The sequence below is a fragment of the Afipia dichlorophenoxyacetatis genome (assembly GCF_055386385.1).
Window position 1 is genome coordinate 3,763,165 of record NZ_AP029250.1, and the last position, 13,119, is coordinate 3,776,283.

At 57.2% G+C, this 13,119-nt stretch carries 12 protein-coding genes; 3 read left to right on the forward strand and 9 right to left on the reverse strand.

Annotated features, from left to right (window positions below; genetic code table 11):
• Positions 1-2 precede the first annotated feature (2 nt).
• Complete coding sequence (locus ACZ5C3_RS17645; RefSeq protein ID WP_464031677.1) at positions 3-656, reverse strand: tetratricopeptide repeat protein; 654 nt, start codon at positions 654-656, stop codon at positions 3-5.
• A gap of 1,035 nt (positions 657-1,691) precedes the next feature.
• Here ACZ5C3_RS17645 and ACZ5C3_RS17650 point away from each other — a divergent pair.
• Positions 1,692-2,546: an outer membrane protein gene (locus ACZ5C3_RS17650; RefSeq protein ID WP_464031679.1), complete on the forward strand. Its 855-nt coding sequence runs from the start codon at positions 1,692-1,694 to the stop codon at positions 2,544-2,546.
• A gap of 381 nt (positions 2,547-2,927) precedes the next feature.
• On the opposite strand, the gene ACZ5C3_RS17655 is transcribed toward ACZ5C3_RS17650, so the two are convergent.
• The 4 genes from ACZ5C3_RS17655 to ACZ5C3_RS17670 form a co-directional block, all read right to left on the reverse strand.
• On the reverse strand, positions 2,928-3,626 hold the full coding sequence (locus ACZ5C3_RS17655; RefSeq protein ID WP_464031681.1) for a Crp/Fnr family transcriptional regulator: 699 nt from the start codon (positions 3,624-3,626) through the stop codon (positions 2,928-2,930).
• A gap of 371 nt (positions 3,627-3,997) precedes the next feature.
• Positions 3,998-7,450: an EAL domain-containing protein gene (locus ACZ5C3_RS17660; protein ID WP_464031683.1), complete on the reverse strand. Its 3,453-nt coding sequence runs from the start codon at positions 7,448-7,450 to the stop codon at positions 3,998-4,000.
• A 182-nt stretch (positions 7,451-7,632) separates the two neighbouring features.
• Positions 7,633-8,481, reverse strand: coding sequence for a 3-methyl-2-oxobutanoate hydroxymethyltransferase (gene panB / locus ACZ5C3_RS17665; RefSeq protein WP_464031684.1), 849 nt, complete (start codon positions 8,479-8,481; stop codon positions 7,633-7,635).
• Between the two features lie 4 nt (positions 8,482-8,485).
• Positions 8,486-9,070, reverse strand: coding sequence for an NnrU family protein (locus ACZ5C3_RS17670; protein ID WP_464031686.1), 585 nt, complete (start codon positions 9,068-9,070; stop codon positions 8,486-8,488).
• Between the two features lie 345 nt (positions 9,071-9,415).
• On the opposite strand from ACZ5C3_RS17670, the gene ACZ5C3_RS17675 reads away from it, so the two are divergent.
• Together ACZ5C3_RS17675 and ACZ5C3_RS17680 are read left to right on the forward strand one after the other, a co-directional pair.
• Positions 9,416-10,390, forward strand: coding sequence for a Bug family tripartite tricarboxylate transporter substrate binding protein (locus ACZ5C3_RS17675; protein ID WP_464031688.1), 975 nt, complete (start codon positions 9,416-9,418; stop codon positions 10,388-10,390).
• 18 nt (positions 10,391-10,408) lie between these two features.
• Complete coding sequence (locus ACZ5C3_RS17680; protein ID WP_464031690.1) at positions 10,409-10,870, forward strand: SRPBCC family protein; 462 nt, start codon at positions 10,409-10,411, stop codon at positions 10,868-10,870.
• Here ACZ5C3_RS17680 and ACZ5C3_RS17685 read toward each other — a convergent pair.
• From ACZ5C3_RS17685 to ACZ5C3_RS17700, 4 genes are all read right to left on the reverse strand, one after another.
• Positions 10,860-11,612, reverse strand: a complete 753-nt coding sequence (locus tag ACZ5C3_RS17685; RefSeq protein ID WP_464031692.1) for a site-2 protease family protein — start codon at positions 11,610-11,612, stop codon at positions 10,860-10,862. The two genes, ACZ5C3_RS17680 and ACZ5C3_RS17685, sit on opposite strands and share 11 nt — an antisense overlap.
• A 5-nt stretch (positions 11,613-11,617) precedes the next feature.
• On the reverse strand, positions 11,618-12,022 hold the full coding sequence (locus tag ACZ5C3_RS17690) for a hypothetical protein (RefSeq protein ID WP_464031694.1): 405 nt from the start codon (positions 12,020-12,022) through the stop codon (positions 11,618-11,620).
• A 9-nt stretch (positions 12,023-12,031) separates the two neighbouring features.
• On the reverse strand, positions 12,032-12,304 hold the full coding sequence (locus tag ACZ5C3_RS17695) for a hypothetical protein (protein WP_464031696.1): 273 nt from the start codon (positions 12,302-12,304) through the stop codon (positions 12,032-12,034).
• A 137-nt stretch (positions 12,305-12,441) separates the two neighbouring features.
• Entirely contained in the window at positions 12,442-13,059 is a 618-nt protein-coding gene (locus ACZ5C3_RS17700) for a hypothetical protein (protein ID WP_464031698.1), read from the reverse strand.
• Between the last annotated feature and the right edge of the window lie 60 nt (positions 13,060-13,119).

The following is a 13,119-nucleotide window of genomic DNA, read 5'->3' on the forward strand; positions in this document are numbered from 1 at the left end:
CTTCAGCTTTTAGCCGCAGGCGGCAACAATGCCTGCAGGGCTTCCGCACGACTGCGCATCCCCGCAGGTGTCTGCGCGTCGTTCCCGATCATGTCGAGCCACTGGCGAGCAGCTACGGCATCGTTATTCCGCCACGCCGACAAAGCGAGCAGCTCCCGCGCCGAATGCCGGTAAGTCCGGTCCGGGCCTGTAGCAGGCTCGAGGCGCTGACGCATGGCATCGTAGGGCGCCGTTTCCATCAGCAGGCTCCCCGCACGAATGCGCGCCAGATCCTGTTCCGACGTCGACATCGCTGAATTCGAAGCAATGGCGTCATAGAGCTTCGCGGCTTCCTGCGGATCACGGAAAGCGACCTCCGCAGCCGTCCGCAGCCGCGCCAAACCGGCATACCCCTTGGACGAGCCTGCGGCGATTTTTGCGAACGCAGCCTCTGCCTCGGTGTGCTTGCCCTGTTCGGACAAGGTGATGGCAGCCTCGAAAGCCGAGCCGGCTTCCGCCGACTGTTTTGCCTGCCAATACTGGTAGCCGCGCCAGCCACCGACCGCCGCAATGATCAGAATCGCACCTGCGACGATGAAGACCGAATACTGCTCCCAAAGCTTCTTGAGCTTCTCGCGGCGCAAGTCTTCATCAATTTCGCTAAATAATTCAGACACTTGTACCGTCCCGCCGCTAATCTATGTGAATGCCACACCGCTGCGCGGTCCCACGCGCTCCCCAATGTGGCGGCCGCGATACAGTACCGGTATGGCGACCGCAAGGCAAAGTCAGACGGATCAAAGCCTTAACAACGCCGAGCGTCGGGGCGGCTAAGGGCCCTTTTAGCGGGTGTCCGGTCCGAAGGCCAAGTAATCCTCCTTAAGCAGCGTCGGCGACAGCGGTCCCAATCCTCTTCTTAAGTTTAATGCAGCGTTTCTGACTCTTTGCGCTGGGTGAGACGACTGATTTTGGCAGAGGTGTTATGCATTTTGGACCGGCGGGCGCGGCAATAATATCGCCGCCACAAACCCTCTTGGTACGCGAGGATGTTCCGACATATTGCGCCGGGCGTCCTCGCTCATGACCGAGACCCATGACCAAGACCAATGGGTTGATGTCACGCGGCGATGATAAGAGCCGCGACCTTTGAATTCTGAGATTCGCAAAGATTCGTAAAATGTACGCTGTACTCTTTCTCTCTGCGAGTTTGTTCGCACTCGCGGCCCTCATCTGGGTCAGGACGGTTCGCAATCGTCCCGCGGCATGGAGCAGGAAGTTTGGCTGATGCGGAAGCGGAAACTCCGAAAGCATTAGCGCGCTAACGCCAACGACTGACTCGACCACACATCAACAACATTGTTGGATTAGAATGAGCGCGGGCCCCTCCGTGCTTGCTACCCCCAAGCCAGGCCGGCTTCCCCCCAAGTAAGCCGGCCTTCTTGTTGCGCGCATGAAAAGCCTCATCGACTTTTTATTGCATGCATAGCAAGCGATGAGCAGACTTCCGACAGTACTGCTCGATGCGATCCGATCGACTGTAACTTGGAGCGGTGACGACTGCACGCGCAACCGCCGCTGTGGCGCGAAAGCGACACTTCAGCCAAATCAACCCAGAGTACCGTTGAGTCCAAGCCGAGGTACCGCTCTGTCCAAGCCGTCAGCTCCGGCGACCGTTAGTGATGTCCTGCAACTTGGGAATCACGGATATCACAATGAAATTCGTATCGCGGACGGCTTTCGCATTTATCGCTCTTTCCATGGCGTCGTCGGCCTACGCTGCCGACCTTGCGCCGGCTCCCCGCCTCTACACTAAGGCGCCACCGCCAAGCCCGATGTTCAACTGGACCGGCTTCTATGTTGGTGCCCATGGAGGCTACGGCGATGGGTCCGGATCGTCGGGCATATTCGATCCAGCCGCCTACAGCACAGGGATCATCCCATCGATGGCGATCGTCCCGGGCGGCGGCACGACAGCCCCGTTTGACCTCTCCGCCGGCCCGCGCGGCGGATTTGGCGGCATCCAGATTGGCTACAATTGGCAGGGGGCCGGGTCACCGTGGGTATTCGGCGTGGAAGCCGATGCCAGCTTCGGACGGCTGCGTGGCGAGGACGCCAAGCCGTTCACAGTGGACGCCACCGTTGGCGGTGATATCGGCGACTACACTGGCGTCGCAAGACTGCGCCAGACGATCGACGCCTTCGGCACCGTGCGCGGCCGCATCGGCTATAGCGCGGACCGGTTCATGCTCTACGCAACCGGCGGCTTGGCCTGGGCAAATGTAGAAACAAAGCTCAGTGTCGATAATGTCGTGCCGGGCGTCGTTGGAAACTTCTCGGATGCCCAACTTGCGGCGCTGTCTAACGGCGCATCATCGACGGATGCCCGCTTCGGCTACGCCGTGGGCGCCGGTGGCGAATGGGCTTTCGATCGGAACTGGTCCGTCAAAGCTGAGTACATCTATCTTGGCTTTGACAGCGGAAACTCACTCGGCATTCCGGGCCTGAGCGCAGATGCATCGAAGCTTCACCTTCATACCGTGAAGGGTGGCGTCAACTATCATTTCTAGTGTCCCGGTTCTAACGTTCGCATCACTTTGCAGCACTCTAGTTTGCGAACGTTAGAACCAGAAGGGCCACTAGCAAATCTATAAGGCTAGTGCGCTTTTCGAATTTGACGTTCGTACTGAGGACTCGCAGCAATGCTGGTACGAACGTCAAATTCAGCGCACTAGCGCCTATCGATTTTCAATCTCCAGAGAGCAACTTAAGCCCGGCAGAACGCCGGGCTTTTTTCTTTACCCTCAACAACGGGCCGGTGCATTCGCATCACCGAGAGCAACGCGTGACTGGTTCGCATGAAAGCTCTCACATCGTCGAATTCGTTTACTCGCGATGCGAAGCTATCCAGCGCCAAAACGCGGACAGACCAAGCCACCCGGAATAATAACTTAGATGGCACGCTGCTCGAGCAACGTCTCGTAACACTCGCAGGATAACGATCGCAGCGCCAACAGATCGATGATCTTGATCACGCCACGTGAGTAGCTGATCACACCCGCGCTTTGCAGCTTCGATGCAACGTCAGTCACGGACGTGCGACGAACGCCGAGCATTTCCGACAGAAATTCCTGTGTCAGCGTGATGGTATCGCTTCCGGTGGTTTCACGCGTCTGCAGCAACCATCGACAAAACCGCGCCTCGACTTTGTGCAAGGCATTGCATGCAGCACTGATACGCGCTTGCACCAAGAGGAATTCGTTGTAATCGATGCAGAGATTTTGAAGCTCCCTGCTCCCTTGCGTTGCTTTTCGGAATTGCATTGACGGAATGCGGATCGCAGTAATCGGCATCTGAACGATTGCTCGAACCTTCGATATGTAGGGTCCGAACCCAACCATCGCGCCGAAAACACCGTCGCGGCCAACGGTCGCAGTCTCAATCGCTTTGCCATCTTTCATCACGACAACAATTGAGATCATGCCGCTCAGGGGAAAGTAGACGGACTCGATCTCCTCACCAACTTCAGCCAACACGACGCCCTGCACGAAGGCTCCAAATACGAAATGCGGGCTGAGAGTCTCGAAGGCTTCGCGCGATAGTGTTGCGAGTAGTTTATTTCCGCGCGGATCGATATGAGGACCGTTCAATTCAATACCCTGCCCGTTCGGGCTGTTGAACCGCAGCAGATGAGGAAAAACCCGGCGCCCCGATTCGACGCCGCTGCGGGGTTATTTCAACTACGCGAGCAACAAACTCGTTGTCCGCCCGGAACCCGACATAAGAGCCCGCTAACGCAGCGGAATATCAGGTGATTTTTCCACTAAGCTGAAAAGCTTGGTGCTGGGAGGCCAACGGCTAGGAATGATGTGCGGTTCCATCAAGGGCCCCTGCATGGACCAGAGCGGCCTCATGCAGGTCCGATCGCGCAGATTCACCCTCGAATCGCCAAAGCATTCTCTTCGAATGCGGACGACGAGATTCGCTTTCTATTTTTAGATGCAGCCGGAACCTTGCCGGCTTATGCGGTCTTTCGAGTTCCGCTTGGGAACAACGTCGCAGCAGACTGCGGCCGTCCGGTCAGGTAACCTTGCACCGCATCACATCCTTCGCGTGCAAGCATGGCCAATTGCTCTTCCGTCTCAACGCCCTCGGCAAGAATAGGGATATTGAGACTTCGACCAAGACCGATCACGGCGCGGACAATCGCTTGAGAATGCTTGTTGCGCTCAAGATCCATGATGAATGCACGGTCGATCTTGATCTTGTCGAACGAGAATGAGTGGAGATACGACAGCGACGAATAGCCGGTGCCAAAATCATCAAGAGCGATATCGACACCGATTGCTTTGAGCCGCTTCAGAATTGAAACCGCGCGTGAGAAATCGTCGATCAACACGCCTTCGGTAATTTCCAGTTCAAGCAACGACGGCGCGAGATTGGCCCGCAACAGAGCTGAAAGAACAACCTCCGGCAAATTGCCTTGCTGGAATTGGCGCGGAGAAATATTGACGGCAATCTTTTTACGTTCCGGCCATGACGCAGCTTCGCGGCATGCCTCTCGGAGAATCCATTCCCCGAGCTGAACGATCAAACCACTTTCCTCAGCGAGCGGAATGAAGACGGCAGGCGATACATTCCCGTATTTCGGGGAATTCCAACGCGCCAGCGCCTCATAGCCAACGATCTCGCGGTGCATGGTGACTTGAGGTTGATAGTAGAGCGTGAATTCTCCAGCGGAAATCGCCTGTCGCAGATCTTCCTGCATCGCGCGGCGCTCACGCACCTGGATATCCATTTCAGAATTGAAGTATTGAGCGGTTCCCCGGTCGTGTCCCTTTGCCCGGTAAAGCGCCAAATCCGCGTTCGCAAGCAGGCTTTGAGTGTCAGTGCCATGCTCCGGATACACGGCAATGCCGATGCTCAAACCGACATGGAGAGATTGCCCGTCGAGATCGATCCTTGCCGCCACAGCCGACAACAGCCGAGAGGCCAATTCGCGGGACAGGTTGCCATCTTCGTCATCAGGCGTGATGAGCATGAATTCGTCGCCACCGAAACGGGCAACGAAGACGCCCGTTGCTGTCGCGGAAAGGCGATTAGCAACTTCACGCAGGACACGATCCCCCGCCGAATGTCCGTGCAGATCGTTGATCTCTTTAAAGCCATCGAGATCCAGACACATGACGGCGACGCGCGTGTTCTGAGCAGCCGCATTGGCGATAGTCGCAGCAAAACATTCATCAAAGGCGCTGCGGTTGGCAAGATCCGTCAAGCGATCATGGTGAGCCATGTACGCGATGCGGTTCTCCGCCTCGCGTCGTTCCGTGACGTCTTCCAGCAAGACAACAAGATGTTCTGCAATTCCCGCGTCACTTCGGATCGCGACGCGCTGAGACGTCACGAGCTTCGTCGCTCCCGACGAGGTCTCGATCGAGTGATCCCCGGACACCAGCGGCCCTTCCTGAAAGAGAGCCTTGCTGTCTAGCTGATTGGACAACTCCCCGGCGGCATTGGGATAGATTTCCAACGATGATTTGCCGATCCAAAGGCTGCGTTCGATACCATAGAGGCCTTCCGCTGCACGATTAACCAGGGTCACACTACAATTGCGCGCGTCGGCCGCGCCTGGAGGAACTTTCTTCACAATGATTGGCAGAGGCACGTGTTCAATGACGGTGTCGAGGAATTTTTGCGCCCGCCGAAGATCGGCTTCAGCCGTCCGCTGCTCTGTAACATCAACAGACGCAACGAGCCGCGCTTCCCTCCCCTCGTAGTGCAACGAATGGGAATAACTGCAAACTTCGAAAATGCTGCCGTCCGCACGCCGATGGCGTCGAATGTGCCTTCCAGCATCTCTCTTCGGCATCGATTTGACGAAAGCAGCGAAGCGCTCCCGATCTTCGACGGGCCGAATATCGAGTATGGAAAGCGCAAGGAAATGCTCACGTTCATAACCGTATTGTTGAATCGCGGCATCGTTGACGGCAAGAAATTCGAGTGTTTCCCGATCGAACACCCACATCGGGATTGGATTGTTATCGAACAAGAGCCTGAATGATTCCTCACGCAATGTGCTTTCGGTCACGTCTTCATGCGTGGAGATATAGCCTCCAGCAGGAATAGGCTCGTTGACCACGCGTATGGTGCGACCATCCGACGCCTGAAAAGTGTGTTCGGTTCGAAAACCTCTGCCGACTTCGTCGAGAACACGACGCTGATATTCGGCCGGATCCCCCTTGAAGGTGCCAGACTCCTTGCGATAGTTCAGCAAATCTCTGAGCGGCGCGCCGGGCTGAGCAACATGGGCGGGCATGTTGTACATGCGAAGATAGCCCTCGTTGCCGACAACCACCCGGGCTTTGTCGTCGAATATCAAAAGCCCTTTCGCAGTGTTGTTGATAGCTGAGCTGAACTGCGCATTATGCGTGTTGATGTTGGTAGCAAGGCGCCTCGTTCCGACAAAGACAACGATGCCGATTGCGATCAGGACGGTTGCGGCAGCACCAACCAAATAAAACGCCGCCTCGCGCCAGACCGCCATGGCGTCGACCATACCCGCCGTCACCACCACAAACACGGGATGGTTCGGCAGCCGTCGCACAGCCATCAGTTTGTCCGCACCATCGATCGGGCTTACACCGCGTGTCTCGACGGAGTTGTTGGACACCATTGAATCGCGAATACCCGGAAATTGCTGTCCGATGACGGATGCTTTCCGAGGAACACGCACAAGAAGCGTTCCATCCTCGCGGAAGAGCGCAATCGTGCTGCTTTGGTTCGGCTTGATGCGTTCGAAATAACGCTCAAGGTAGTCGAGATGGATAACGCCGTTGATCGTTCCCAGAAAATGGCCGTGAGAATCTGTCAACTTGCGGGCAATATTGAATCCGAATGAATCACTCGCCGGAATCCTGACCGGGCGTGTGACGATAACTCTCGACTGGGTGTTGGAGCGAAACCCATCAGCAGCATCCACACTCAATGGTCCGTTCGCGGATGCCACGATGGTCGCCGTAGTATTCACCAGACTGCCATCGACAGCGCCGATACCAAGCTCGGATATGTGTGGAAGCGCGGCGATGTTATTTCTGAGAACGGTGCGAACTTCCTTGCTCGCCATGTGGAAGTTAAAGGCGTCGGGTGTGGTTATTTTGAAGCGCTCGATATCATTGGACAGAGCGCGCTGAGCCATTTCAACGGACTGGAATGAGCGATCAGTCTCCTCGGCGAGGATCAACGCGAGGTTTCGCAAATCCGATTTTTCGTGTTCGACAAGCCTGTTGTGCAACGTGAGGATCACGGCAGCCGTAGCGGCCACAAACAGCAGCGCCAAAAACGCCGTGGCAACGATGATCCATCGGCTCAGCTGCCTTGCGCCACCTCTGAACAGAGAAGGACGCAGTGGCGCTTCGCGCGACTTCCGATCCGGATGAGCACCCGAATTCGCTGACCCCTGGGATTCCGCTCGCATTGTTCTTGTCTTTTTCAACTGCGAGTCGAACCATGTCAGAGTTCAATTAAAAGACTTGCTTGGTATCCTTGTTATCAGCGAAGAAATTTTCATTAACCCTGACGAATTGTAATCACCCGATCAGCCTCGAACCGGCCGGGTGATCCCCGTTCAAACGTCGGATTTATCTCGATAAAGCGACTTTAGGCCTTGGGTTTAACCCCGTAGACGTGCTCGGGCCCCGGAAATGCCCGTGAGCGGACGTCCCGGGCGTAATCCTGGATCGCCGCCTCAATCCCTGGACCGAGATTGCCATAGCGCTTGACGAATTTTGGAACCCATGGCGACAGCCCCAGCATGTCCTCCAACACGAGCACCTGGCCATCACACGCGGCACTGGCGCCGATGCCGATGGTCGGAACCGGAACGACCTCGGTAATGCGCCGCGCCAAGGGCTCGGCTACGGCTTCCACAACCATCGAAAACGCACCGGCCTGGGCCACGGCAACAGCGTCGTCCTGAATGGGACCGCCCCCGTTGCCGCCCTCCATCAATTTCAACGCTTCGTCACGGCCCTGCGACTTGAAGCTGCCGAGGGTGTTGATCGACTGCGGCGTGAGGCCGACATGCGCCATCACAGGAATGCCGCGTGTGGTGAGAAACTCGATCGTCTCCGCCATGCGCACGCCGCCTTCCAGCTTCACGGCGCCGCAATGGGTTTCCTTCATGATGCGTGCTGCGGAATGAAATGCCTGCTCCTTTGACGCTTCATATGAGCCGAACGGCATATCCACGACGACGAGAGACTGTTTCGACCCACGCATCACCGCGTGGCCTTGCAGGATCATCATATCGAGCGTGACCGGCACTGTGGTCTCAAAGCCGTGCATCACATTGCCGAGGGAGTCGCCAACCAGAATGACATCACAGTACTGATCGACCAGCGACGCGGTATGCGCATGATACGATGTCAGCATGACGATCGGTTCGCCACCCTTCCGCTTGAGAATGTCGGGCGCCGTCTTACGCTTCACCGTCGTTTGCACGGACATAGTCTTAAACTCCAACCACAGGAACGCCGATCACCAGGGGATGAAAGGCAAAAGCGAGTGCGAGATAGACCACCGTTCCGACCACAACCGCAATCAGATCATTACCGAGACCGCCGACCGGAATCGGCGGTGCACCGGGGTCCTCACGGCGCTTCAGCGAGATGCGATCGTACACCGCCCACGCAAGAACTGAGCCGAACAGAATGATCGAACCGAGATCGCCATTGGCAAGGAGATGCAGCACGGCCCACAGCTTCACACCAGCAAGCATCGGGTGTTTCACGGTCGCATAGATGCGCCCGCGGACATAGGACGATACCACGAGAATGATCGCTGGCAGCATCAGGCCCATCGCAATGTGCCGCAGGGCAATGGGCGGATACCAAACGTTGACCCACTCCGTTGCACGATAGATGCTGAAGCCGCGGCCGATCAGATAGACACCGATGATGGCGATGATCGAGTAGGCGATTTTGTAACCGCTTTCACCAAGACGCGCGATGACTGCCGCGCGCGCGTCGCGTCGCGTCGTCAGAATGTGGGTGCCGAGGAACAGCACCAATCCCACAATCATCGTCAGCAGTCCCATGTCCCCACCTCTTAAATCCCGCATGCGGGACGGATCTCGCGCTCAAGTTATCCGTCGAAACGTTTCCTCTGCGTGCCAAGGCTGCTAGTGTCCCGGTTCTAACGTTCGCAGCAACTTGCAGCACTCTCGTTTGCGAACGTTAGAACCAAAAAGGACACTAGCAACTTAATGAAACTAGTGCGCTTTTGGATTTGACGTTCGTAAGGAGGACTCGCCGCAATGCTGATACGAACGTCAAATCCAGCGCACTAGCGTCGGCCTACGCCGTGCTCGGGTATCATTTTTAGGGTCCCGCGCGCAATGCTGCTTCCGCATCGCCACCCTGCGTTAACCCCTTCAAGTCCCATGAAATTCACCGCTCTTGCCGCTCTGGCGTTCGCCATCGCCATATCTCCCGCCACCTCCGCCCAAACGCCCGCATCGTGGCCGCCCAAACTCGTCAAGATCGTCGTCCCGTATGCAGCAGGCTCCACGCCCGACCTCGTCGGCCGCGTCCTTGCCGATGATCTGCAAGCGCGGCACCCCGGCTCCAGCTTCGTGGTCGAGAACAAAACCGGCGCCGGCGGCAATATCGGCACCGACGCCGTTGCCAAGGCCGAGCCGGATGGCGCAACGATCGGCATCAGCCTGGGTGGCCCTCTTGCCATCAATACGATGCTGTTCTCGAAGCTGCCGTACAACCCGGTAAAGGACATCGCGCCGATCACGCTGCTCACCTCGTTGCCAAGTGTGCTGGTGGTCCCGACCAGCCTCGGCATCAATTCAGTGGCTGATTTCGTAGCTGCCTTGAAACGCGATCCTTCCAAATTTGCATTCGGCTCGATCGGAGCGGGCTCGCTGTCGCACCTGACCATGGAAGCCATCGCGCAGCGCGCTGGCGTAACCATGACGCACATTCCGTACGGCGGTTCGCCGCAGGCCATTACGGCGGTCATCCGCGGCGATGTTCAAGCGGCGTGCCTTCCCGCCATCGCCGTCACACCACAGCTTGCCGAAGGCAAGGTGAAGATCCTCGCCGTCGCAACTGCTCAGCGCTCGCGCTTCTTGAAGGACGTCCCGACGCTGAAAGAAAGTGGTATCGATGTGGAATCCGACGCATGGAATGCGTTGATCGCGCCGGCCGGTACACCGCCCGCCCTGATCGCCCAGATCAATGATGAGGTGCATGACACGCTGACCAAGCCGAGCGTGCGCGAGAAGCTCGAAACGCAGTTGATGGAGCCTACTCCCTCCACACCCGACACCTTGCGGGCGCGGATGGATGCCGAGATCAAACTGTGGGCGGACGTGATCAAACGCGGCGACATTCGAATAAACTAAAATAGATGAGGAACGCCCGTGAACCCGGCCACCACCTTTGCCTTCGAGCGCAGCCATAACATCGTGATCGACGCGCCGGCCAAGGCCGTGTTCGATTACGTCACCAATCCTCAATCCTGGCCGGAATGGCTGGCGGCATCACACCATATCGACAGCGAAAACCGTCCGCTCGACACTGGCGAAGTGTTTCGCGAGAAATGGCACATCCGATCGGGCGAGGTTTCGTTGAGCTGGATCGTGCGCGCCTGCGTCAGCCCGAAGCTCTGGATCGTGCAAGCCGAGACCGACTTCATCGGTCCCATCGTCATCCAATACACCTGCGAGGAAACGGACGGCCGCACCACCTTCACCCGGATGGTGCGCAACCCCGCTCGCCCCAAGCCGCCGACCGACGATCAACTTAAGCGGATCGATGACGAAGCCGCCATCGGACTGAAAAATATCAAGACCAACGTCGAGAATCAGACACCTAAATCCTGACCACACGTCCGCTGCGGGCTTGCTGGAGCGCGCCCCAATTGGCCATAAACGACGGCGGCGACCAGATCGGCATGCCAGCCATTGTCGATACAAGCAGCACGACCGAAGCGATCGCACCAAACACCGTGCCAAGCGCAGCGACAACAAATGTCGCGGTGTGTGCGCCAGAACGCTTGGCGACAAGCATATACAGCAATCTGCCGCCATCGAGTGGAAACGCCGGCAGCATGTTGGCAATTGCTAGCGCGGCATTGAGATAGAATGTGAAGCGCGCAAGCTGCACGATTATTCCCGCAGGAGGTACGTGTACGTAAGCGGTACTGACCGCGAATTGCTCTGGCGAAAGGTAGCGAATGAAAGCAAGAACGAGAAGCCCCAATAGAGCCAATGCGGCGTTGGACAACGGCCCTGCAATCGTGATTGCAAAGTCATGCTGCATCCGGCGCGGCGACGTCGCGAAATGAACTAGGCCGCCGAACAAATTGATATCGATCCGGCGTACCGTAACGCCATAGCGTCGCCCCACCTCGGCATGGGCCAATTCGTGCAACAGGATCGAGCCCAGCAATACCAGAATGCCCAGCACCACCAGGAAAGGCCCGATACCGCCGGGCGCTTTCCAAAAATGAAACGTCAACACGAACGCCGCCAGGAAGAATGTCGGATGCAGTGTGACCGGTGCCTTGTGAAATCGACCGATCTCGATCATCCCGTCGTCAAAATTCAACGTTGGAAATCGCATCGGCGTTAATCCGGACGAATTGATTCATCGAATATTGGGGCTTCGAACCACGCCTTGATCCGTTTGAACGGTGCGCACACTTTTCCTCGCCACGATGATCCATTGACCGGCGTCTCGTCTGCGATTGCTGCTGCACAGAGCTGCTCGAAATAGCCAAGAAAGGCCATATCGTTGGCTTTCGTCACCGTGAAGGATTCACCGTCGACGAAGACGGTGTAATTGTAACCATTACCGCCAGGGCGAACGAAAACCGGAAGCTCGGTGAATTGGACGCGATCCTTGGAAATGACGTAGCTGGCCGGGTCCAATCCTCTCGCCGCCATAATGGGTTCAAACCGCTGCAGCTCCTTGATGAAGCTCGCGTCGAAATCCCCGACCGAGGACTGAAGCTGAATGAGCAAGGTGTCCATCGCCTTCACCTAGCGTCGAAAGAGATTGAAAATGATGTTGAGCCAGAAGACGTCTTGCAACGATTTTGCCCCGCGCAGTTTGAAGTGCGCTGCCATGACAAGGCACATCGCAACGCCTGCGGAAGCGATGATCAGCGAGTCTCGCAAAGAATCCCCCTGTACGCGCGCGAGCACCAGACAGAGCACGAACATCGCAGGCGAAAAGACAAGAAGAAACCGGGCGACGCGTTGCCTTTGTGCCGGTGTGTCCTGTTTCTCAGAAGTCGTTTGTTGCTGATCCATACTGCGCCCCTCATTGTCCCTGACCCGCGAATATTGGTCGCAGGCGGCCGGACCGAGGTTCAAGGAGAATGGCCGGTACAGATGCCGAAAAAGGGGCTGGCTTATGCGGGGGAAGGCTTGCGCGTCAGGAGCCGGTCCTACGGCTTGAGGGAATCCCTAGCAAGGGGGCGATTATCCACGTAGCGGATCATGATCGGCCGTCCGGCGATGGCGCCGCCGAGCCCGCGGCTTAGAGTCAGTGGGGTGCAGCCGTTCAGCGCCTCCTTGATGGCGCCGAGATATGTATCCCGCGTCTGCGCCGGCACGCCATCGGTCGCATAGGTCACGCGGGGCGGCCCGATCAATCCGCCATCGCGCTTGAACGAGAACTTCACCGCCATCTGCATGCCTTCCCGGGCTTCACTCTCCGGCGGCGGCGTCCAACAGGACCGCAGGGCCGCGAACAGATCCCCGATCGTGTCGAGATCGTGATCAGGCTTCACGTATTTCGCGGCATCCTTGTCGTCCGGTTTGCTCATGATGGTGAGCTGCAGGTTCTCGCCGATTGGATAGTCGATTTCGGGAATGCAGGGCCCATGCTGGAGCGGGCTACAGTAATAAGGCGTGCACGGCCCCTGGTTCAGCACACTACATGGCGAATGCGAAAAAGGGATCGGATTGTTCTGATTTTGACGCTGCGAACGCGCGTCCGACGGCATTGCAGCGACAACCAATGCTGCAAAAGCGAGAAAAAACAGGGCGATACGTTGAAGCATGAAACCTGCTCGAAAGCCTGCACCATGCAAAACGTAAGTCTCAAATACCTCACATCAAGA

What these genes read in the sequence shown, in the direction of transcription:
- panB (WP_464031684.1), bottom strand. Translation starts at nt 8,481, where the DNA reads ATGTCCGTGCAAACGACGGTGAAGCGTAAGACGGCGCCCGACATTCTC.
- ACZ5C3_RS17700 (WP_464031698.1), bottom strand. Translation starts at nt 13,059, where the DNA reads ATGCTTCAACGTATCGCCCTGTTTTTTCTCGCTTTTGCAGCATTGGTT.
- ACZ5C3_RS17690 (WP_464031694.1), bottom strand. Translation starts at nt 12,022, where the DNA reads ATGGACACCTTGCTCATTCAGCTTCAGTCCTCGGTCGGGGATTTCGAC.
- ACZ5C3_RS17675 (WP_464031688.1), top strand. Translation starts at nt 9,416, where the DNA reads ATGAAATTCACCGCTCTTGCCGCTCTGGCGTTCGCCATCGCCATATCT.
- ACZ5C3_RS17685 (WP_464031692.1), bottom strand. Translation starts at nt 11,612, where the DNA reads ATGCGATTTCCAACGTTGAATTTTGACGACGGGATGATCGAGATCGGT.
- ACZ5C3_RS17670 (WP_464031686.1), bottom strand. Translation starts at nt 9,070, where the DNA reads ATGGGACTGCTGACGATGATTGTGGGATTGGTGCTGTTCCTCGGCACC.
- ACZ5C3_RS17660 (WP_464031683.1), bottom strand. Translation starts at nt 7,450, where the DNA reads ATGCGAGCGGAATCCCAGGGGTCAGCGAATTCGGGTGCTCATCCGGAT.
- ACZ5C3_RS17695 (WP_464031696.1), bottom strand. Translation starts at nt 12,304, where the DNA reads ATGGATCAGCAACAAACGACTTCTGAGAAACAGGACACACCGGCACAA.
- ACZ5C3_RS17650 (WP_464031679.1), top strand. Translation starts at nt 1,692, where the DNA reads ATGAAATTCGTATCGCGGACGGCTTTCGCATTTATCGCTCTTTCCATG.